The sequence below is a fragment of the Micromonospora sp. NBS 11-29 genome (assembly GCF_002140155.1).
In the GTDB taxonomy this organism is placed as follows: Bacteria; Actinomycetota; Actinomycetes; order Mycobacteriales; family Micromonosporaceae; genus Micromonospora.
The window spans coordinates 93,261-112,660 of sequence record NZ_NAPR01000021.1 but is presented as its reverse complement, the minus strand read 5'-3'; the positions used below and the strand labels follow the sequence as shown (position 1 = coordinate 112,660).

The 19,400-nt window shown below is 74.2% G+C and carries 14 protein-coding genes and 3 pseudogenes; 8 read left to right on the top strand and 9 right to left on the bottom strand.

All coding sequences use genetic code 11. The features are described from left to right. The first annotated feature begins 1 nt into the window (after position 1). The 4 genes from B1205_RS23690 to B1205_RS23675 are packed head-to-tail and all read left to right on the top strand — an operon-like array spanning position 2 to position 4,284. Positions 2-1,945, top strand: coding sequence for a hypothetical protein (locus tag B1205_RS23690; RefSeq protein ID WP_089157611.1), 1,944 nt, complete (start codon positions 2-4; stop codon positions 1,943-1,945). Next, complete coding sequence (locus B1205_RS23685) at positions 1,942-2,502, top strand: hypothetical protein (RefSeq protein ID WP_089157610.1); 561 nt, start codon at positions 1,942-1,944, stop codon at positions 2,500-2,502. The genes B1205_RS23690 and B1205_RS23685 overlap by 4 nt, the downstream gene beginning before the upstream one ends. Further along, positions 2,499-3,674: a M23 family metallopeptidase gene (locus B1205_RS23680; protein WP_089157609.1), complete on the top strand. Its 1,176-nt coding sequence runs from the start codon at positions 2,499-2,501 to the stop codon at positions 3,672-3,674. Before B1205_RS23685 ends, B1205_RS23680 begins: the two co-directional genes overlap by 4 nt. A 10-nt stretch (positions 3,675-3,684) precedes the next feature. Next, a complete protein-coding gene (locus B1205_RS23675; protein WP_089157608.1) occupies positions 3,685-4,284 on the top strand; it encodes a hypothetical protein in 600 nt (199 codons plus the stop codon). 6 nt (positions 4,285-4,290) lie between these two features. Here B1205_RS23675 and B1205_RS23670 read toward each other — a convergent pair. Continuing rightward, a pseudogene (locus B1205_RS23670) lies at positions 4,291-4,796 on the bottom strand (hypothetical protein). Between the two features lie 214 nt (positions 4,797-5,010). Here B1205_RS23670 and B1205_RS23665 point away from each other — a divergent pair. Continuing rightward, a pseudogene (locus B1205_RS23665) lies at positions 5,011-7,487 on the top strand (FtsK/SpoIIIE domain-containing protein). After that, on the top strand, positions 7,484-8,185 hold the full coding sequence (locus B1205_RS23660) for a hypothetical protein (RefSeq protein ID WP_089157607.1): 702 nt from the start codon (positions 7,484-7,486) through the stop codon (positions 8,183-8,185). The pseudogene B1205_RS23665 and the gene B1205_RS23660 overlap by 4 nt, the downstream one beginning before the upstream one ends. A 38-nt stretch (positions 8,186-8,223) precedes the next feature. On the opposite strand, the gene folE is transcribed toward B1205_RS23660, so the two are convergent. The 4 genes from folE to B1205_RS30025 all read right to left on the bottom strand — a co-directional run bounded on the left by folE (position 8,224) and on the right by B1205_RS30025 (position 12,218). Next, a complete protein-coding gene (gene folE, locus B1205_RS23655) occupies positions 8,224-8,841 on the bottom strand; it encodes a GTP cyclohydrolase I FolE (protein ID WP_089157606.1) in 618 nt (205 codons plus the stop codon). A gap of 83 nt (positions 8,842-8,924) precedes the next feature. Then, complete coding sequence (ftsH, locus tag B1205_RS23650; protein WP_089157605.1) at positions 8,925-10,931, bottom strand: ATP-dependent zinc metalloprotease FtsH; 2,007 nt, start codon at positions 10,929-10,931, stop codon at positions 8,925-8,927. A 473-nt stretch (positions 10,932-11,404) separates the two neighbouring features. Next, on the bottom strand, positions 11,405-11,980 hold the full coding sequence (hpt, locus tag B1205_RS23645) for a hypoxanthine phosphoribosyltransferase (protein WP_089157604.1): 576 nt from the start codon (positions 11,978-11,980) through the stop codon (positions 11,405-11,407). 100 nt (positions 11,981-12,080) lie between these two features. Next, positions 12,081-12,218, bottom strand: coding sequence for a hypothetical protein (locus B1205_RS30025; RefSeq protein WP_176308761.1), 138 nt, complete (start codon positions 12,216-12,218; stop codon positions 12,081-12,083). A gap of 150 nt (positions 12,219-12,368) precedes the next feature. On the opposite strand from B1205_RS30025, the gene B1205_RS23640 reads away from it, so the two are divergent. Continuing rightward, positions 12,369-13,328 carry a GlxA family transcriptional regulator gene (locus tag B1205_RS23640; protein ID WP_089157603.1) on the top strand — a complete coding sequence of 320 codons (960 nt, stop codon included), beginning with the start codon at positions 12,369-12,371 and terminating at the stop codon, positions 13,326-13,328. Positions 13,329-13,427: 99 nt separating this feature from the next. On the opposite strand, the gene tilS is transcribed toward B1205_RS23640, so the two are convergent. From tilS to dacB, 3 genes and pseudogenes are all read right to left on the bottom strand, one after another. Beyond that, positions 13,428-14,378 (bottom strand): tRNA lysidine(34) synthetase TilS, encoded by a 951-nt coding sequence (tilS, locus tag B1205_RS23635; protein ID WP_089157645.1) that lies wholly within the window; start codon positions 14,376-14,378, stop codon positions 13,428-13,430. A 73-nt stretch (positions 14,379-14,451) separates the two neighbouring features. Continuing rightward, a pseudogene (locus tag B1205_RS23630) lies at positions 14,452-15,464 on the bottom strand (zinc-dependent metalloprotease). 65 nt (positions 15,465-15,529) lie between these two features. Continuing rightward, positions 15,530-17,032, bottom strand: coding sequence for a D-alanyl-D-alanine carboxypeptidase/D-alanyl-D-alanine endopeptidase (gene dacB, locus B1205_RS23625; RefSeq protein ID WP_176308765.1), 1,503 nt, complete (start codon positions 17,030-17,032; stop codon positions 15,530-15,532). A gap of 367 nt (positions 17,033-17,399) precedes the next feature. Here dacB and B1205_RS23620 point away from each other — a divergent pair, with 367 nt between their 5' ends. Beyond that, on the top strand, positions 17,400-17,906 hold the full coding sequence (locus tag B1205_RS23620) for an inorganic diphosphatase (RefSeq protein WP_089157601.1): 507 nt from the start codon (positions 17,400-17,402) through the stop codon (positions 17,904-17,906). A 51-nt stretch (positions 17,907-17,957) separates the two neighbouring features. On the opposite strand, the gene eccD is transcribed toward B1205_RS23620, so the two are convergent. Next, positions 17,958-19,340 carry a type VII secretion integral membrane protein EccD gene (eccD, locus tag B1205_RS23615; RefSeq protein WP_089157600.1) on the bottom strand — a complete coding sequence of 461 codons (1,383 nt, stop codon included), beginning with the start codon at positions 19,338-19,340 and terminating at the stop codon, positions 17,958-17,960. Positions 19,341-19,400 lie beyond the last annotated feature (60 nt).

The following is a 19,400-nucleotide window of genomic DNA, read 5'->3' as shown; positions in this document are numbered from 1 at the left end:
CATGGCGAGGGCCCGGGCACGAATCGCAGCGCTCCTGCTCGCGCTCGGCGTACTGGCCGGGGCCACGATCTCCTGGCCGGTGATCGGGGGCGGCACACCCGCGTACGCGGCCGCTCCGGTCACGCAGGCGCGGGCCGAGCTGTGCAGCACCAAGGAGTGGCAGGCCGACTTCCGGGCCTGCGTGGGCCGGCTCCAGGCGGTCAGCGAGGACCAGATCGAGTGCCGCAAGCCACCGGTGCCGGCGGCGCCGGACTCGGGCCTGGCCGGTTGGTTCGCGTCCCGGCCCGACTCCGCCAAGGAGCCCGGTCCGAAGGGCCTGTACAGCGACTACGGGTACGCCGGCTACAGCTACGTCACGTACGACGTGGACGGTGGGTGCGCCTCCTCGGTGCTGCACCCGGACTATCGCGTCACCACGATGATGGCCAACGTCGAGTTCATGGTCGCCGACTCGATCATCGGGGCGTCCAACGCGCTGCGCGAGCGCGCCTGGGACCCGCAGACCATGTGGCGCTGGGCCGATCCGCTGGTGGAGCAGGCCACCAAGGCGGTCTACCAGAAGGTGTTCAGCGTCTTCGGCATCATCACGATCTGCGTGGTCGGTCTCTACCTGCTCTGGCGCTCCCGCCAGTCGGACATGAGCAACGCGCTGACCACGGCCGGCTGGGCGGTCCTGGTGATGGTGGCGGTGACCGCACTGGCCGCCTGGCCGGTCAAGTCCGCGAACATCGCCGACAGCACCCTGATCACCACGCTGGGCGTGGTGCACGACGCGGTCGGCCCCGCCGCAAAGGACACCCCTCCCGGCCAATGCGACGACCCGAATCCGGAGGCCTGCAAGGATCATCGCCCGCCCGCCGTACGAGCCAGCGACACCGCCACCGAGACCATGCTCTACCGCAACTGGCTACGCGGTGTGCTCGGCTCGGCGGACAGCGAGACGGCCAAGAAGTACGGCCCGGCACTCTACGACGCCAAGGCGCTGACCTGGGAAGAGGCGGAGAAGCTCCGCCAGAACCCGGCGACCCGCGAGGCAACGATCAAGGGCAAGCAGCAGCAGTGGGCCCGGGTGGCCGACCAGATCAAGTCGGAGGACCCGGAGGCGTACGAGTACCTCCAGGGCGTCCGGGACATGGACCGCGTCGGGGCCGGCTTCATCGCGGTGCTGGCCTCGCTCCTCTTCGCCATGTTCGACCTGACCGCGTCGCTGCTGGTGCTCCTCGGCTTCCTGATCTTCCGCTGGGCGGTGATCGCGGCGCCGATCCTCGGCACGGTGGGCCTGCTGCGCCCGGCCAGCGCCGGGCTCCGGCGGCTGGGGAACGCCGTCGTGGCGGCCGTGTTCAACGTCGCCATCTTCGGCACCGGCGCGGCCATCTACCTCTTCGCCGTCGACCTGATCATGAACACGACCAGCCTGCCCGGCTGGCTCCAGGTGGTCCTGGTCTGGCTCTGCGGGGTGGTGGGCTGGCTCCTGCTCCGCCCGTACCGGCGGATCACCCAGCTCGGCGGCAAGGACAGCAGCGAGGCGGTCAGTTCGGCCGGCTCCTGGCACCGGCGGTTCTTCCGGGACATGCGGGTCGCCGCCCGGCTCGACGTCGCCGAGCCAGGTGGCACCAACGAGCCGGCGCTCGGCCGGCGGCGCGTCGTCGCGGCCGAGCAGCGCAGCCTCCGGCCCGAGGCCCGACACGAGGATCCGGCGCACACCGCCACCGCGATCGAGCGGGAACGGCCGGACGGACGGGAACGGTCGGACGAGGCACCCCCGGTCGAGCGTCGCAACAGCCATCCCACCACCGCGCCCCGGCCACGCCGCGCACCGTCCACCTGGACCGAGCCGGACGTGCCGGAGGAGGTCCCCTCCTACGCGGTCTACCGGCCGGACTCCGCGGACCGCCCAGCCGCACCGGCCCGACCTGCGCCGCGGGTCCGCTCCGAGGCCAGGTGACATCCGTGCGGCGGGCGTTGGAGTTCCTCTTCACCCGGGTGCTGCGGTCCCGACTCGGTGTCGCGTTGGTGATCGCCGTCCTGGTCTTCGGGGTGATCGGCGGGGCCCGGCTGGTCTCCGGGCCCACCGAACCGACCACCGCCGTGACCACCCGTCCCACCCAGCCGATCGCCTCGGTCGATCCGGAGGCCGGGGACGACGGGGTGCTGGCCAGCCCACCGACCGCGGTCGCGCCGAGGGTCCGACCGGGCGAGCCCACCCCGGAGCAGGTCGCCGGCCGGTTCACCACGGCGTGGCTGACCGGGCCGGGCAGCACCGGCGACGCCTGGCAGGCGCGGCTGCGTCCGCTCTCCACCCCCGCGCTGGTGGAGAAGATGACCGGCGCGGACCCGGAGACCGTGCCCGCGCGGCGGTCGACCGGGCCGCCCGCGCTCCGCCCGCGCACCGAGTCCTACGTGGAGGCGCGGGTGCCGCTGGACAACGGCACACTCCGGCTCGACCTGGTCGCGGCGGATGGACCGTGGTTGGTGGACGCGGTCGACTGGGAGCGGCCGTGAGCGCCGGGCCGGAGGGACCCGGAGCGGTCCGGCGTAAGCTGCGGGTGGGCGTGCTGGCCACCGCGGTCACCGTCGTACTCACCCTGTTCTGCTGCGTCGGCGGCGCCGGCGCTTTTCTCCTCGCCGAACTGGACGACGACCCGAAGGACCCGAAGCTCGCCAGCCTGAGCTGCGACCCCACCTACCGGGTGGAGCTCACCGGCGACCTGCCGCACTTCGCCGAGTACGGCGAGGGCCAACTCCGCAACGCCGCCGCCATCATCAAGACCGGCCAGGAGATGAAGCTGCCCGCCCGCGGCTGGGTGATCGCGCTGGCCACGGCGATGCAGGAGTCCGCGCTGCGCAACCTGGCGAACAGCACCGTGCCGGCGTCGCTGGCCCTGCCGCACGAAGGGGTCGGTGCGGACCACGATTCGCTGGGCCTGTTCCAGCAGCGGCCCGGCTGGGGCAGCGTCCAGCAGCGGATGACGCCCTCGTACGCGGCTCGCAAGTTCTACCAGAAGATGGCCAAGGTGCCGAACTGGCAGCGGCGGCCGCTCACGGTGGTGGCGCAACGGGTCCAGGTCAGCGCGTTCCCCGACGCCTACGCCAAGCACGAGGAGTTGGCCGGACGGATCGTCGACGCCCTCGCCGGCGGAGCCGCCCGGACCGTGGAGATCGCCGGCAAGGCCGTCTGCGACGCCGCCGCCGGGGCCCGGATCGCCGCTTCCGGGTGGACCGCGCCGCTGCCCGGCGGGGTGGTCTCCGGATTCCGCACCGCGGCCCGCAGGAGCCACCAGGGCGTGGACCTGGCCGCGGAGAAGCGCACCCCGATCCACGCGGCGTCGGCGGGCCGGGTGCTGGTCGCCCGCTGCGACCCTGACTTCGCGGGCCGGCGGGACTGCGACCGGGACGGCTGGCCGAACAAGGGCGGTTGCGGCTGGTTCGTTGACATCCTGCACGCCGGTGGGTTCATCACCCGGTACTGCCACATGATCGAGCGCCCCCGCGTCCGGCCGGGCCAGGAGGTCACGGCCGGTGAGGTGATCGGGCTCTCCGGCACCAGCGGCAACTCGTCCGGCCCGCACCTGCACTTCGAGGTGCACCGCAACGGCGACCGGTACAGCAGCGGCGCCACGAACCCGGTGCCGTTCATGCGCGAGCGGGGCGCGCCCCTCGGTGAGACCGGGTGAGGCCTCGCGCATGAGCAATCCGTTGCCCGACCCGTTCGCGGACCGCCCCGACTGGGCCCCGCTGCCGCCTCGGCCGGTCGAGATCGTCGCCGCCACCGCCGGCGCCGAGCTGCGCGGTCGCCGGGTGCTGGTCGGCCTGCCCGGGCTCGGCTGGCGCGGCGACCTGCGGGCCGACGAGCGGGTGGTGCAGGGCAGCCGAACCTATGTGCCGGTGATCCCGGAACACGAGTGGTATCGGGCCGAGTCCGAGCAGGTGGAGGTGTTCGCGCCGCTGGTGCCGGTGGAACGGGTCTGGGTGGAGACCGTCGGCGATCGCCGGCCGTCCGCCGGTCCGTCCGGGTCGGGCATCCGGCTGGTCTCGCTCGACGTACCCACCCGCCGGCCGCCCACGCCCGTGTTCGAGGCGGACGCGGTGACCGGACGACGCGTGGTGCATGTGGACGGCGGCGCCGAGCGGCGCGACCTGCGCGCGGTCACCGAGACCTACTCAGGCGCGGAGGGCGACATCTGCGTTCGGGTGGCCCCTGAGCTGGAGTGGTACCGCTGGGCGTGGCGCGGTCAGGCCCCGACCACCCTGGAAGTGCCGGTCCACCTGCTCTGGCTGGAGTGACCGCCACTAACTGATCTTGTTGCTACCGCAAACTCGCCAGCTATCCCGCTCAACCACACGGAACTGCCAGTCTTCTCGGCGACTGCTTCGAGCCCGTCCATCTGCTGTGCTCGAAATAGTCAATGTCGTAGTCACCGANCGTCGAAGTTGGCCTCGCGTTGCTCCACTTCGGCACGAAGCCTACGGATCGCGTCGAGATCAGCCTCGGACGCACAGGTGAATTCCTGCGCCCTTGTGTCGTTGCGGTCCACAAGGAGAGCCCGGAGGTAGTTGTCCACCACGACGTCCGGGGCGCTGCGGTCTGGGGCTGTCGCCCGGTCGTACACCACGAACCCGACCACCGCGCCCCCGGTGCAGAGCAACGCCAGCACCCCCGCGACGATCGTGAGCGCGGTGCGCAGCGGACGTCGAGGTCGTGCCGGAACCGGAGCCGGCGCGGGGGGCGCCACCTGCTCCGGCGGGGTCCGCTGCGCCGGTACGCGGGAGACCTGGGAACCGGCGGGGGGCTGCACTGATTCCACCTCCTGAGGCTAGCGGCTGCGGGCCGCGTACCCAATGCCTCAGAACTGGCGGATCGTGGCGAACCGCCGGGCGGATGCCGACCGGCGGTTCGGTGAGGCTGCTCACCGGCGTGCCGCTCACCGCGCCGACCGACATCCCGGTGGAGGGCTGCCGGCTGGGTTACCGTCACAGCTCGGGGGGAAGATGTCGGCCTCGGGAAGAGAGGTGGACGCGGTGGCGACTCCGAAGGCACGCGCCGGCCGGGCTGCCGCGCTGCACCGCCGGGCCGAGGCCGCGGCGACCGCGGCGGCGGGCATCCTGGACGAGATCCGGCCCGCGCCCGCCGACCACCACCGGCAGTACGAGTTGGCCGAGCGCCTGCGGGCGGCGGCCGAGCGGGCGGCGCCCGGTTGGGCCGGCGCGGCGCTGGAGGAGCTGGCGGCGGAAACGCCTCCGGGTGACGGGCCGCCGGCCCGGGTCCGGGTCGGTGCCGCCTCGCCATTGGACGACGCCCGCTTTCCCGCGCTGGTGCCGCTGTTCGGCACCGGTCACCTCAGCGTCGACGCCGACGCGGCGGATCCCCGGGTGGCCGGGTTGCTGCGGGCCCTGCTGCTGCGTCTCTTCGCGGCGACGCCGGCGGGTGCGCTGCTGGCCCGGGTGGTCGACGGCGGGCCGGGCGACACCTTCGCCGGGTATGCGGCGCTCGCCGACGCCGGTCTGCTGCCGCCGCCCACCACGGACGTCGCCGGGCTGCGGACGGTGCTGGCGGAGGCGGAGCAGTGGGTGGCCGCCGGGGCGGCCCGGCAGCGCGGGCACGACCGTACGCTGCTGCTCGTGGTGGCCGCGCTGCCCGACGGCACGACCCCGGCCGACCTGGGCCGGCTCACCGACCTGGCCGACCGGGGGCCGCGGGCCGGGCTGCACCTGGTGGTGGCCGGCTGGCCGGGCGTCGACCCGCTGCCCCGGGCCACCCCGCTGGTGGTTCGCACCGCGTACGCGTTGGTCGGTGACCCGCCGGCAGCGGGGTTCAGCAGCCCGGGCGCGGAACCGCCGGGCGGGTTGAACTCGCCGGTGTTCCTGGACGACGACCCGCCCGTCGAGTTGGTGGCCGAGGTGTGCCGGCGGCTGGCCCGGCAGGTCGAGGACGGTTCCCGGCTCGCCCTGGGTGACCTGCTGCCGTCCGAGGGGCTCTGGACGGCCGGCTCGGCCGACGGGCTCAGCACCACGGTCGGCGACGCCGCCGGCCGCCCGGTCAGCCTGGGCTTCGCCGAGCTGACCCCGCACTGGCTGGTCAGCGGCCGGTCCCGGGCCGGCCGGTCGGCGTTCCTCACCGATGCGCTGTTCGGGCTGGCCGCCCGGTACGGCCCGGACGAGCTGGCGCTCTACCTGGCCGACCTCGGCGACGGCGAGTCCTTCGTGGAGTTCCTGCAGACCGAACGGGACCGGTGCTGGGTGCCGCAGGTCCGCGCCGCCGCGATGGCCGCCGACCGGGAGTACGTGGCGGCCCTCTTCGGCGAGCTGGAGACGGAGTTGCGCCGCCGCGAGGAGGCGTCCCGGCGGGCCGGCGGGCAGCGCTACGCCGAGTTGCGCCAGCATCAGCGGCTGCCCCGGATCGTCTGCGTGATCGACAACTTTCCGCTGCTGCTGCGCGACCAGGACCGGCTCGCCACCGACCTGCTGGCCCGGCTGGACGCGCTGGCCCGCACCGCCCGGTCGTACGGGATCCACCTGGTGCTGGCCGGCGAGGGCGACCTGGGCATCGGCGGCCCCCGTGACCCGTTGCTCGGCCAGTTCCCGGTCCGGGTGGCGTTGCCCGGCGGTTCCGCGGTGCTGGAGCCGACCAACGACTCGGCGGCCGGCCTGCCGGTGGGCAGCGCGGTGGTGAACACGGCCGGCGGGCTGGGCGGCCCGCGTGGCGCGACCCGGGGGCACGAGCGGATGATCCGCTTCCCGGACCCGTACGAGGATCCGCAGGTCCTCGCCGACCTGCGGCGGCGGCTCTGGTCCGCGCGGCCNACGACCCGCGGTACCGGGCTGCGCTCGCCGGCCGGGCCCACGCTCCGGCCGCGTTGCTCGGCCGGGCGGTGGACGTCGGCCGCACCACGGTGGCCGTGCCGCTCGGGCCGGCCGCCGGACGCAACCTGGCCGTGCTGGGCCGGGACGAGGAGGCCGAGCGGCTGCTGGTCACCGCGGTCCGCAGCGCGGCGGCGGCGCATCCGGGCCCGGGACGGTTCGTGCTGGCGCCGCTGGCGAACGGGTCGGCCGAGCTGGCCGGTGTGCTCGCCGCCGAGCTGGCCGGGCGGCACCGGGTGGAGATTGTCGACGCCGCCGGGTTGCGGGCGGCCATGGAGTCGGACGATCCGGGCTACCTGGTGGTGTTCGGGTTGGACGTGCCGGACGCCGGCGAGTTGCCGCCCGAACTGCTGCGGTCGGCACTGATGGAGGGGCCGCCCGCCGGTCGGCATCTGCTCGGCTGGTGGCGTACGTCGGCTCCGCTGGCCGGGCTGCCCGGCCCGGAGGGCGAGCTGGACAAGCTCACCGCCGTGGCGGTCACCGACGTGCCGGGCGGCCGGTTGGAGCGGCTGTTCGACCGGCCGGTGTGGTGGCGGCCGCGGCCCGGCCGCGCGGTGCTCTGGGACGGCCCGGAGGAGCAGGGCACGGTGTTCGTGCCGTTCGGCGATGACCGGGAGGCCACGGGATGAGCGAGACCGGCACGTCGGTGCCCGGCCCCCGGGCGGCCGATTCGACCGTCCTGGTGGACCCCGCCGAGTCGGCCTGGGCGGAGTACGTGGCGGCCGCGCGACAGCTCGACGGGGTACGCCGGTCGGCGGCGACCGCCGCCGGGGAGCAGGCCCGTTCGGTCGCGGCGGCCCGGGAGGAGCTGACCGCGGTACGTGAGCGGCTGGCGCCCCAGCAGTCCCGGCTACGCGAGTTGGGCGTACCGGCCATCGCCCTGGCGCCGACGCCGCCGGAGGTGACCGAGGCGGCCCGGTCGATGGCGGGCGGACCCACGGCCGTGCTGGCGGCCCTGCGCTCCGCCGGGGCCTGGGCGGACGCGGCGGACGACACCCTGGCCGCGCGGGGCCTGCCCCAGCTCGCCCGGTGGCCGGCCCGGCCGCGCAACCTGCTGGTGTACGGGCCGCTGGCGCTCGTGGTGCCGCTGCTGCAACTCGGCCTGCACGCCGTCGCCGGGGCCGGTCCGGTGACCATGCTGGCGCTGGTGGTGGGGCTGCCGCTGCCGGCGGTCGCGTTCATGCTGGGCTGGCTCGCGGTGGGGCGGTTCTTCCGTCCGCGCCCCGCCGACCGGGTGGACCGTACGCCTCGGTTCGGCGCGTTGGTCTGCCTGATCCCGGCGGTCCTCACCGCCGCCGGCCTGCTGCTGGCCATGCTGTCCGGCTGAGGTCGGGTACCGCGCCTTCCGGGCGGGGAGGATTGCGGTCAGCGGGCCATGATCAGAGCCATCGCCTCGGCCCGGGACTTGGCGTCGTTCTGGAGGCCGCCGCGGACCGCCGAGGTGATGGTCTTGGCGCCGGACTTCTGAATGCCGCGCATCGCCATGCACATGTGCTCGCATTCGAGCACCACGATGACGCCGCGCGGGACGAGGCTGGACATCAGCAGGTCGGCGATCTGCGAGGTGAGCCGCTCCTGCACCTGCGGTCGCCGGGCGAACACCTCGACCAGCCGGGCCAGCTTGGACAGGCCGGTGATCCGGCCGTCCGGCCCGGGGATGTAACCGATGTGCGCGCTGCCCCGGAACGGCAGCAGGTGGTGTTCGCAGAGGCTCATCACGTCGATGTCCCGGACGAGCACCAGTTCCTCGTGGTTGGCCTCGAACGTGGTGCGCAGCACCTGCGCCGGGTCGACCCGCAGACCGGCGAAGAGTTCGGCGTAGGCACGGGCGACCCGGGCCGGTGTCTCCCGCAGGCCGTCCCGGTCGGGGTTCTCGCCGACCGCGATGAGGATCTCCCGGACCGCCTTCTCGATCCGGGGTAGGTCGACGCTCTCCTCCACCGGGCCGCCGGTCAGCTTGCCACTGATCAGGCGCGCGGCCACGTAGTCGAGCGCGTCGTCACCGTCGGGCTCGGTCGCGGAAACGGCCGGCTCCCGGTCAGGGGAGCCGGCCGTCGGGTCGCTGCTCAGTGCGTACCGTCCGAGTTGTTGCTGGCCCCGCCGACCGAGATGCCGTCGGCCGTGGCCTGCTTCTGCAGCGCGTCCTTCTCGGCCGGCGTGAGCACGGGCGGCTCGGTCGAGGGCTGGCGCTTGCCGAAGCCGTGGTACGGCGCCATCGGCGGGCGCTTGACCACCCGGGCGCAGATGCGGGCCATGTCGGCGGTGGAGAGAGTTTCCTTCTCCATCAGCTCCAGGACCATGTTGTCCAGGACGTCCCGGTACTCCACCAGGATCTCCCAGGCCTCGTCGTGCGCCAGCTCGATCAAGGCGCGCATCTCGCCGTCGATCTCGGCGGCGACGGTGTCGGAGTAGTCCCGCTCGTGCCCCATGTTGCGGCCGAGGAACGGCTCGTCACCGCTGGTGCCGTACTTGATCGCGCCGAGCTTGGAGCTCATGCCGTACTGGGTGATCATCGCGCGGGCCAGCTGGGTGGCCTTCTCGATGTCGTTGCCGGCGCCGGTGGTCGGCTCGTGGAACACGAGTTCCTCGGCCGCCCGGCCGCCCAGCGCGTACGCCAGCGTGTCGATCATCTCGGCGCGGGTCTGGGTGTACTTGTCCTCGGTGGGGAGGACCAGCGTGTGCCCCAGCGAGCGGCCACGGGACAGGATGGTCACCTTGTGCACCGGCGCGGCGTGCGGCAGCGCCCAGGCGACCAGCGCGTGCCCACCCTCGTGGTACGCGGTGATCTTCTTCTCCTGGTCGCTCATCACCCGGGTCCGACGCTGCGGCCCGGCGATGACCCGGTCGATCGACTCCTCGAGCGAGTCGTTGCTGATCGCCCGCTGCTCCTTGCGCGCGGTGAGCAGAGCGGACTCGTTGATCACGTTGGCCAGGTCGGCGCCGGAGAAACCGGGGGTACGCCGGGCGACTGCGTCGAGGTCGACGTCGGGCGTGAACGGCTTGCCCTTGGCGTGCACCCGCAGGATGGCCTTGCGGCCCTCCATGTCGGGGGCGTCGACCGGGATCTGCCGGTCGAACCGGCCCGGACGCAGCAGCGCGGGGTCGAGAATGTCCGGCCGGTTGGTGGCGGCGATCAGGATGACGCCGCCCTTGGTGTCGAAGCCGTCCATCTCGACCAGGAGCTGGTTGAGCGTCTGCTCCCGCTCGTCGTGGCCGCCGCCCATGCCGGCGCCACGGTGCCGGCCGACCGCGTCGATCTCGTCCACGAAGACGATCGCCGGCGCGTTCGACTTGGCCTGCTCGAAGAGGTCACGGACCCGGCTGGCGCCGACACCGACGAACATCTCCACGAAGTCGGAACCCGAGATCGAGTAGAACGGCACGCCGGCCTCGCCGGCCACGGCGCGGGCCAGCAGCGTCTTACCGGTACCGGGCGGGCCGAACAGCAGCACGCCCTTCGGGATCTTGGCGCCCAGGGCCTGGTACTTCGCCGGGTTCTGCAGGAAGTCCTTGATCTCGTGCAGTTCCTCGACGGCCTCGTCCGCCCCCGCCACGTCCGCGAAGGTGGTCTTCGGCGTGTCCTTGGTGATCATCTTCGCCTTGGACTTGCCGAAGTTGAGCACCCGCGAGCCGCCACCCTGCATCTGCGACATGAAGAACAGCAGCAGGAGCACGAGCAGCGCGATGGGGAGCAGGTTGACCAGCAGGCTGACCCAGATGCTGTCCGACGACACCTCGGTGTCGACCGGGCCGGTGATCCGGTCCGCCGCCTCGGCCTCGCGTACCTGGTTCCAGACCTGGCCGCCGACCTCGTAGGGGAACTGCGCCTCGATCTTGTCGGTGTTGGTGTCGCCGAACTTGGCCTTGTCCCTCAGGTCGAGCTGGAGCGTCTGCTCCTTGTCCTGGAAGACGACCTTCTCGACGCCACCCTTGTTGAGCTGATCGAGCGCCACGGACGTGTCCACCCGGTGGTAGCTGGGACCAGCGGTGAACAGTTGACTGAGCACAACGGCGCCGAGGATGACCAGGATGATCCAGACCACCGGTCGGCGGAAGAAACGCGTACGTTCCATGCTGTCGTCGGGCGCCGAGACGCCCGCATCCTCCTGATCGACGTCCTGACCGTCTGAATGGTGTCGCCGCCTCGGGCGGCGGCCGGGGCCGCCGTGCGGGCCGGCCCGACCCCCGGGGTACGCGAACTACCGTACCCACGGTCATTCGACGGTACACCGTGCGCGCGAGGAGTGAGCTTGCGAGCCCCGCAGTCGCGCACATTCGACTTCTCGATGCGCGCGAGGAGTGAGCTTGCGAGCCCCGCAGTCGCGCACATTCGACGTCGGAGCTTTCGGGTCCCACACCTACGCGTACGGCGAACCAGGGTCTTGCACCGGCGTGGCCGGGGAGCTCCGTCACCCACCCCGCGGGCCGCACGGTCAGGCGGCTCGAAGGGTCGGCGCGGAGGGTGCCTCCACGTCACCGGCCCCTACCGTAGACCGAAAGGCTGAGAGCCCGCTGAACGTACGCTGACGGGCGACCCCGCGGGGCCTCAGGCGCGCGCGTAGACCTCGGGCTTGAGCACCCCGACGTAGGGCAGCTCGCGGTAGCGCTCGCCGAAGTCGAGACCGTAGCCCACCACGAACTCGGTCGGGATGTCGAAGCCGACGTACTTGACCGGGACCTGCACCTTCACCGCGTCCGGCTTGCGGAACAGCGCCACCACCTCGACGCTGGCCGCGGAGCGCGACTCCAGGTAGCGCAGCAGCCAGGAGAGGGTCAGGCCGGAGTCGACGATGTCCTCGACGACCACCACGTGCCGGCCGGCGATGTCCCGGTCCAGGTCCTTGAGGATGCGGACCACGCCGGAGGAGGTGGTGCCCTGGCCGTACGAGGAGATGGCCATGAAGTCCAGCTCGGCGGGCGGGCCCTGGCGGCCCAGCGCCCGGGCGAAGTCGGCCATGAACATGACCGCGCCCTTGAGCACGCAGACGAGCAGCAGACCGTCGTCGACGTGGGCGTAGTCCGCGGAGACCTGCTTGGCCAGTTCCGCGGTCTTCTCGCGGATCTGCGCCTCGGAAATGATCACGTGGTCGATGTCGGCGTCGTACCAGGAGCCGTCAGCCATGCTCCTAGCCTGCCGTACGCCGGATGGCCGACGTCGGCGGGGCCGCCCCTTTTTGGCGCGGTCCCGCCGGAAATCTACGGCGCGAACGGAACGAATCACCTCAGCAGGGACGGGAGTGCCAGCGACGCCCGCCGTCGGTCGGCTTCCAGTCGGCCGAGTCGCGGGTGTCGGCGGTGAGCCCGAGGGCGCTGGAGCCGACGAGGAGGAGCAGGAAGAGCAGGAACAACAGAACGGTCATGGCGGCGCTCGCTTTCACCTGGTTCGGAGGGTTTTCGCCGCCGGTGCGCACCGGACACCACCAAGTCTGCGGCCCGCCGTCCGGTCCGGACAGTGGCAGGATTGCCACCGGTCATCGATTTCCTGCCAGTTCTCGGGTTACCCTCGTCACATGCTCCGCTCGGTCGCCGTCATCGCCCTGCCCGAGGTCGCCGCGTTCGAACTCGGTGTGCTCGCCGAGGTGTTCGGCACCGACCGCACCGCCGACGGCTTCCCCAGCTACCGGTTCGACCTCTGCACCGTCGACGGCGGCCCGGTACGCAGCCGCTCCGGCTTCCTGGTCACCCCGACCGCCGACCTGGCTCCGCTGGCGGACGTCGATTTGGTGGCGGTGCCCGCGCACGCCGACGGAGCCCCGGTGCCCGAGCCGGTGCTGGCCGCGCTACGCCGCGCCGCCGACCGGGGTGCCTGGGTGCTCAGCGTCTGCGCCGGCGCGTTCGTGCTGGGCGAGGCGGGGCTGCTCGACGGGCGCGACTGCACCACCCACTGGCGGTACGTCGACGACCTCCAGCAGCGCCACCCGGCGGCCCGGGTCCGGTGCAACTCGCTCTATGTCCAGGACGGCCGGCTGCTCACCAGCGCCGGCACCGCCGCCGGCATCGATGCCTGCCTGCACCTGGTACGCCAGGAGCACGGCTCGGCGGTGGCCACCCGGCTGGCCCGGCGGATGGTGGTACCGCCGCACCGGGACGGCGGCCAGGCCCAGTACATCGAGGCGCCGATCCCCCGGGCCCCGGAGGCGCCCACGCTCGAACCGGTGCTGGAGTGGATGATGGGTCATCTAGGCCGCACCGTCACGGTGGACGAGTTGGCCGCCCGGGCCGGCATGGCCTCCCGCACGTTCGCCCGCCGGTTCCGGGCCGAGACCGGCACCACGCCGCACGACTGGCTGACCAACCAGCGGGTGCTGCTGGCCCGGCGGTTGCTGGAGGACACCCGGCTCACCGTCGAGAGCGTCGCCGACCAGGCCGGCTTCGGTGACGCGGCGGCGCTGCGGCACCACTTCACCCGCCGGGTCGGCACCACGCCGCAGGCCTACCGGGCCACCTTCCGCGAACGCGCCGACGCCTGACCGAGCGCCACCCTCCCGCCAGCTCGCCGAAAGGGTGTGATCAACACAGCCCGGACCCGACCACGTCACCGACCTGGCGAAGCCAGGCGCCCGCTCCGGTCAGCCGACCAGGCGGTCGGCTGACCGGCGTACCGGACGACCGCCGGGCAGGTGCACCGGCCCCTGCCCGTGCCAGGCGGTGACCAGGGCGTCCAGGGCCGCCACATGCCGGTGGGACAGGGCGGCCGGCGCGGCGCCCAGCTCGCGCGCCCAGGCGTGCAGCACCCGGGTGCGCACCGCGGTCGGCAGCGCGGCCAGCCCGTCGACCGAGAGCCCACCGCCGGTCGCCCGCACCTCGGCGAGCGCGGCGTCGGCCGACGCGTCGAGCGCGGCGGTGTCGGCCGCGAGCAGGCGGGCGGTCCGGGCCAGGTTCGCCACCACGCCCGGCCCGAGCGCCTCGACCAGCGCCGGCAGCGCCTCGGCCCGGACCCGGGCGCGGGCGTACGCGGGGTCGGTGTTGTGCGGGTCCGCCCACGGGTCGAGGCCGAGCGCCTCGCACGCGGCCCGGGTGTCCGCCCGCCCGACGTCGAGCAGCGGGCGCAGCAGCGGCACCCCGTCCAGGTCGCGCCGCTGCGGCATGCCGGACAGGCCACGCGGGCCGGCGCCCCGGGCGAGCGCGAGCAGCACGGTCTCGGCCTGGTCGTCCCGGGTGTGCCCGAGCAGCACCCCGGCCGCGTCGTGCCGCCGGGCGACCGCCACCAACGCCTCGTAGCGGGCCTGACGGGCGGCCGACTCGGGGCCGCCGGGCCGTCCGTGCACCCGGACCGGAACCACCTCGACCGGGTCGAGCCCGGCCAGCCGGGCCCAGCCGGCGACCCCGTCGGCCCGCTCGGCCGAACCGGGTTGCAGGCCGTGGTCGACGGTCACCAGTCCGGCGGGGCGGCCGAGCCGGGGTGCCACGAAGGCGGTGGCGGCGGCGAGCGCCAGCGAGTCGGCCCCGCCGGAGCAGGCCACCAGCACCGGCCCGCCCGTGGGCAGGTCGGTCAGCAGCCGGCGTACGGCGAGCCGGATGGCGGCGACGGACGGCGCCGGACCGCTGGTCGACGCCGCGGCCCGACCAGCCCCTACGGCCGGCGCGGGCGGGTCAGCCGGCGGCCGGGGTGGCACCGGCCGGCCCGTGCACGCGGGACACCCAGGCGTCCGGGTCGCCCAGCTCGTCGAGCCGGGGCAGGGTGAGCGGGCTGGAGAAGATCTTGTTGAAGCCGGCCATGCCCACCCGGTCCACCACACCGTGCACGAACTTGCGGCCCTCGGCGTACTGGCGCATCTTGACCTCGACGCCGAGCAACCGCCGGATCGCCTTCTCCACCGGGTTGCCGGACTCCCGGCGGCGGTTGAACGCCGCCCGGATCGACCCGACGCTGGGGACGACCTGCGGGCCGACGCCGTCCATCACGAACTCGGCGTGCCCCTCCAGCAGGGTCATCAGCGCGGTCAGCCGGTCCAGCACGGCGCGCTGCGCGGGGGTCTGCACGATGTCGAGCACGCTGGCCCGGCTCTCCGGGTCCTTGACCGCGTCGGAGAGCGTGGCCACGCCGCGGCGCAGCCGCTCCAGCAGGTGCTCGCCGCCCTGCGAGGCGTCCACGAACGCCTGCACCTCACCGAGGAAGTACGCCCGCATCCACGGCACGGCGGTGAACTGGGTCCGGTGGGTGACCTCGTGCAGGCACACCCAGATCCGGAAGTCACGCGGGTCGGCGCCGAGCTTCCGTTCGACCTCGACGATGTTCGGGGCCACCAGCAGCAGTTGCCCGGGGTCGCCGGCGNCTGCACACCGGTGAGCCGCGAGCCGATCGCCTCGGTGAGGGCGCCCGGCCGCTTGTCCCCGGAGAGGCGCTCGACCAGCGGGCTGACGACCTCACGCAGCCCGGCGATGTTGGCCGCCGCCCAGTCGCGACGGTCGACCACGCGGACCGGCGGGTAGGCCACCTGGGGCCGCAGACCGGTGTAGTCGGCGACGTGGCCGGCCGCCTCCTCGGTCAGCCGGCGCAGGTCGCTCACCACCTCGGTGGCTTCGGCGTACGACACCCGGGGGCCCGACTTGCTCAACGCCCCCGCCGTCGCGGTGGCCAGATCCCAATCCACGAACTGCGCCATGAACCCACCGTACCCGCGCCGCGACACCCCTACCCGGGCTCGCGCCGGCGATCGACGTCGGTCGGTCAGCGGCAGCCGCAGCCGGCCAGCGCGGAGGTGATCCGGTCGAGCGCCTGCCGGGTGTCGTCCAGCGAGCCCTGGGTCCGGTCGGTCAGCACGGCGAACGTGAGCAGCCGGCCGTCGGCGGTGGTCACCGTGCCGGCGATGGCGTTCACCCCGCTCAGCGTGCCGGTCTTGGCGCGGACCACACCGGCGCCGGCCCGGGTCGCCGCCACGCGGTAACGCTCGTCCAGCGTGCCGGACCAGCCGCCGACCGGCAGGCCGCCGAAGATCGCGGCCAACTCGGGGTGGCTGCCGTTCCCGGCGAGCGTGACCAGGTCGGTGAGCAGCGACGGGCTGATCCGGTTGGTGCGGGACAGGCCGCTGCCGTCGGCGAGGCTGATCTCCTCGGCCGGCAGCCCGAGCCCGGCGAGCACCTCGTCGGTGGCCGCCGCGCCACCGGCGAAGGACCCGGGCTTGCCCTTGGCCAGCGCCACCTGGCGGGCCATCGCCTCGGCGATCACGTTGTCGCTGTCGCTGATCATGATGTCGACCAGCCGGATCACCGGTAGCGACTCGACCTTGCCCAGCTCGGTGCCGGGCGTGGAGGCACCGGCCCCGGACGCGCCGGCGGCCGGCGCGGCACCCCTCGTCACCTGGGCGGCGCTCCCGGTGAGCCCGAGGAGCTTCGCGAACTGCCGGCCCGCGGTGAGGTCGGGCTGGGGGACCCGCTCGGCGGCGTGGTTGGTCTCCTCGGCGGTACGCCGCGCCTGGGCCGGGTTCTTCCGGGCGCCGTCGGTCATCAGCGCGGTGATCGCCGCGCCGAACCCACCGGTGGGGATGTCGGCGTCCCAACCCGGCTCGAAGGCCGGCCCGCTGAACAGCGACGAGTCGACGATCACCCGGGTCGGTGCGGTGCCACCGAGCGCGCCGCGTACCTGGGCGGCCAGGTCGTCCAGCCGGGCCGCGCCCGGGTAGAAGCCGTCCTTGCCGACGGCGAGGGTGGGATCGCCGCCGCCGACGAGGACCACCTCGCCCGGGTTCGCGCCGGCCACCGCCCGGGTGGGAATCCGGTACGCCGGGCCGCGCGCCGCGAGCACGGCGACGCCGGTGGCCAGCTTGGTCACCGAGGCGGGCACGGTGGGCGTGTCCGGCCCGCTGCCGTAGAGCGCCTGGCCGGTGGCCACGTCCGCCACCGACATGTGCACCCGGTCGCCGAGCGCGGCGGCGCGCACCAGCGGATCCAGGACGGCGCGGATCCCGGCTTCGGTCGGCAGCGGGGCGTTGCCGTCCGGGCCGGCGAGCACCGCCGGCGGGTCGGGCTCGGGCGGCGCGGCGGCGGCACCGGGATTGCTGCCCTCGCTGCCCAGCCAGCCGGCGACCGGGCCGGGACGGAGCACCGCCAGCCCGGCCACGGCCAGGGCCAGCACCAGCACGCCGGCGAGCGCGGCGAGCAGCCGGCCCCGGCGACGCGGCGGGGCGGGGGGCGGCGGGGAGGCCGGCGGCTGGGTCACGCCGGCCGGCGGCATCGGCGGGCTCACCGGGATCGGGGCGGGCCAGTTCCCCGGGGCCGCCCGGCCGTCGGTGTGGCCGGGCGGGGCCGAGCCGATGCCCGGGCGGTGGGTGAGGTTGGCACCGGGGACCGACACCCGCCCGGTGGCACCGCCGGAACCGGAACCGGATCCGGCGGACGGACGACCGTCAACCCTCCCGGGGCGGTAGTGTGAATCTTCCCTCCCCACGGCCCCCTCCTCCCCGCTCGAAATCACTCTGGGCGACACTACTTCGGTCCGAACACTATGCGGCGGTCGGAGCCGGCGGGGGGCGTTCCTCCCGTGCGGGCGGCGGACCGCTGGTTTCCGTTGGCCAGCGTGGGCAGACGAGGGAGCGTGGAACATGGATTTCGACGTCACGGTTGAGATCCCCAAGGGTCACCGCAACAAGTACGAGGTGGACCACGCGACCGGCCGGATCCGGCTGGACCGCACCCTCTTCACCTCCACGCAGTATCCGGCCGACTACGGCTTCATCGAGGGCACCCTGGGCGAGGACGGCGACCCGCTGGACGCGCTGGTGCTGGTGCCCGAGCCCACGTTCCCGGGCTGCCTGATCCGCTGCCGCACCATCGGCATGTTCCGGATGACCGACGAGAAGGGCGGCGACGACAAGGTCCTCTGCGTCCCCTACGAGGACCCGCGCCAGGAGCACCTGCGCGACATCCACCACCTGGGCGAATTCGACCGACTGGAGATCCAGCACTTCTTCGAGGTCTACAAGGACCTGGAGCCGGGCAAGTCGGTCGAGGGCGCCACCTGGGTGGGCCGGGTCGAGGCGGAGGCGGAGATCGTCGCGTCGTACCGTCGGGCCAAGGAGGCCGCGGAGCGCGGCGAGACGCTGCACTGACGGTGAGACGTCCGGGCCCGGGTCGCCGACGCGACCCGGGCCTCGCCGTGTTCAGGTGAGCAGGTCGCGGGCCCGGTCGTAGAGGCCGAGCACCGCGCAGGCCACCGGGACCACCGCGACCACCAGCGCGGTGTCGGTCAGGTCGGCCAGCCGTCCGAGGTACGGGGAGACCGGCCGGCGGGCGTACGTGGCACCGGCGGTGACCGCCGTCAGGGCCAGCCCGAGCCCGCCGACGGCCAGCGCGAGCCGCCCGCCCGACCCGGCCCGGTCCGCGAGCACCACGCCGAGCAGGGCGAACCCGGCCAGCCCAGCGGTGACCGCCGGCACCCGGTGCCGTACCGCCACGAAGAGCCGGGAGCGCAGCAGCAGCACCCCGGAGACGACGGCCACCAGCAGCCGTCCGGCGGCCCCACCGGCGACGACGAGCACCGTGGCGGCACCGGCGGCCAGCACCGCGTGCCCGAGCAGCATGCCGGTCAGCGCCTCCTCGGCGCGGGCCACGGCCGCGTGCACCCGCCCCCGGTCGGGCAGGTCCCGGAGCCCGGCGGGGGTGGGCAGGGCGAGCGGCGGCAGCGGCAGCCGGCCGGCCCGGATGGCCAGCAACGGCAGCCCACCGAGCGCGAACACGCCGACGGCGAGCAGCAGGGCCGCCGTACCGGCCGGGTCCAGCGGCCACGCGCCGAGTGCGGCCGCCGCGCCGGTCAGGCCGACGGTCACGCCGGCCACGAAGACCCGGGACCGGCTGGCCACGCCGAGCAGGCCGAGCACCGCCGCCAGCAGCAACGCCAGCGAGCCGACGAGGAGTTCGGGGGCGCCGACCCACCGCAGGCCGGCGATCGGGCCGACCGGATCGCCGGAGCCGACCGCGAGCGCGCCGGCCGCCGCCGCCCAGGGCAGCGCGTACCCGCCGAGGGTGGCGCCGACCGGCCCGTCCCCGTACGCCCGGGAGGCCGCGGTTGCGGCGAGCACCAGGATCACGGCGACCGCCGCGGCGACCGGCCACGCGCGTTGCCCGGGGCCGGCGGACAGGACGGCGACCAGCCCGACGGCCAGCGGCACGCCGGCGCCGGCCAACGCGGCGACCCGGGTCGCCCCGGCCGACCAGGCGGCGCCCCGGCGACGGGCCCCGTCGACGATCGCCTCGACCACGTCGTCGTACTCCAGCTCGGGCCACTCGGCGCGGGCCGGCACGAGGTGCAGCACCTCACCGTCGCGGACCCCCTGCGGCAGCAGCGCCTGGGCGGTGGCCAGGACCGCGCCGTCGGTGCGCCGCAGCACCCACCCGCCGTGCCGTTCGCCGTCGTCGGCCAGCCCTTCGCCGGCGTGCCGGAGCACCTCGGGCAGCAGCTCGGCCAGGGGGACCTGCTCCGGCAGGGCCACGTCGACCCGTCGCCGGGGCGCGCTGATCGTGACCCGGGCGAGCCCGCTTGTCATCGACGTATCTCCATAACGGTGGGCTGACGGACGAGAGGACTTTACCTACGATGAGCCAGG

Bases quoted from the DNA above. Each gene is read 5' to 3' on its own strand.
- ftsH (WP_089157605.1), bottom strand. From the start codon at position 10,931: ATGGAACGTACGCGTTTCTTCCGCCGACCGGTGGTCTGGATCATCCTG.
- dacB (WP_176308765.1), bottom strand. From the start codon at position 17,032: ATGCCGCCGGCCGGCGTGACCCAGCCGCCGGCCTCCCCGCCGCCCCCC.
- B1205_RS30025 (WP_176308761.1), bottom strand. From the start codon at position 12,218: ATGACCGTTCTGTTGTTCCTGCTCTTCCTGCTCCTCCTCGTCGGCTCC.
- eccD (WP_089157600.1), bottom strand. From the start codon at position 19,340: ATGACAAGCGGGCTCGCCCGGGTCACGATCAGCGCGCCCCGGCGACGG.
- B1205_RS23620 (WP_089157601.1), top strand. From the start codon at position 17,400: ATGGATTTCGACGTCACGGTTGAGATCCCCAAGGGTCACCGCAACAAG.
- B1205_RS23690 (WP_089157611.1), top strand. From the start codon at position 2: ATGGCGAGGGCCCGGGCACGAATCGCAGCGCTCCTGCTCGCGCTCGGC.
- B1205_RS23675 (WP_089157608.1), top strand. From the start codon at position 3,685: ATGAGCAATCCGTTGCCCGACCCGTTCGCGGACCGCCCCGACTGGGCC.
- B1205_RS23640 (WP_089157603.1), top strand. From the start codon at position 12,369: ATGCTCCGCTCGGTCGCCGTCATCGCCCTGCCCGAGGTCGCCGCGTTC.
- hpt (WP_089157604.1), bottom strand. From the start codon at position 11,980: ATGGCTGACGGCTCCTGGTACGACGCCGACATCGACCACGTGATCATT.
- B1205_RS23660 (WP_089157607.1), top strand. From the start codon at position 7,484: ATGAGCGAGACCGGCACGTCGGTGCCCGGCCCCCGGGCGGCCGATTCG.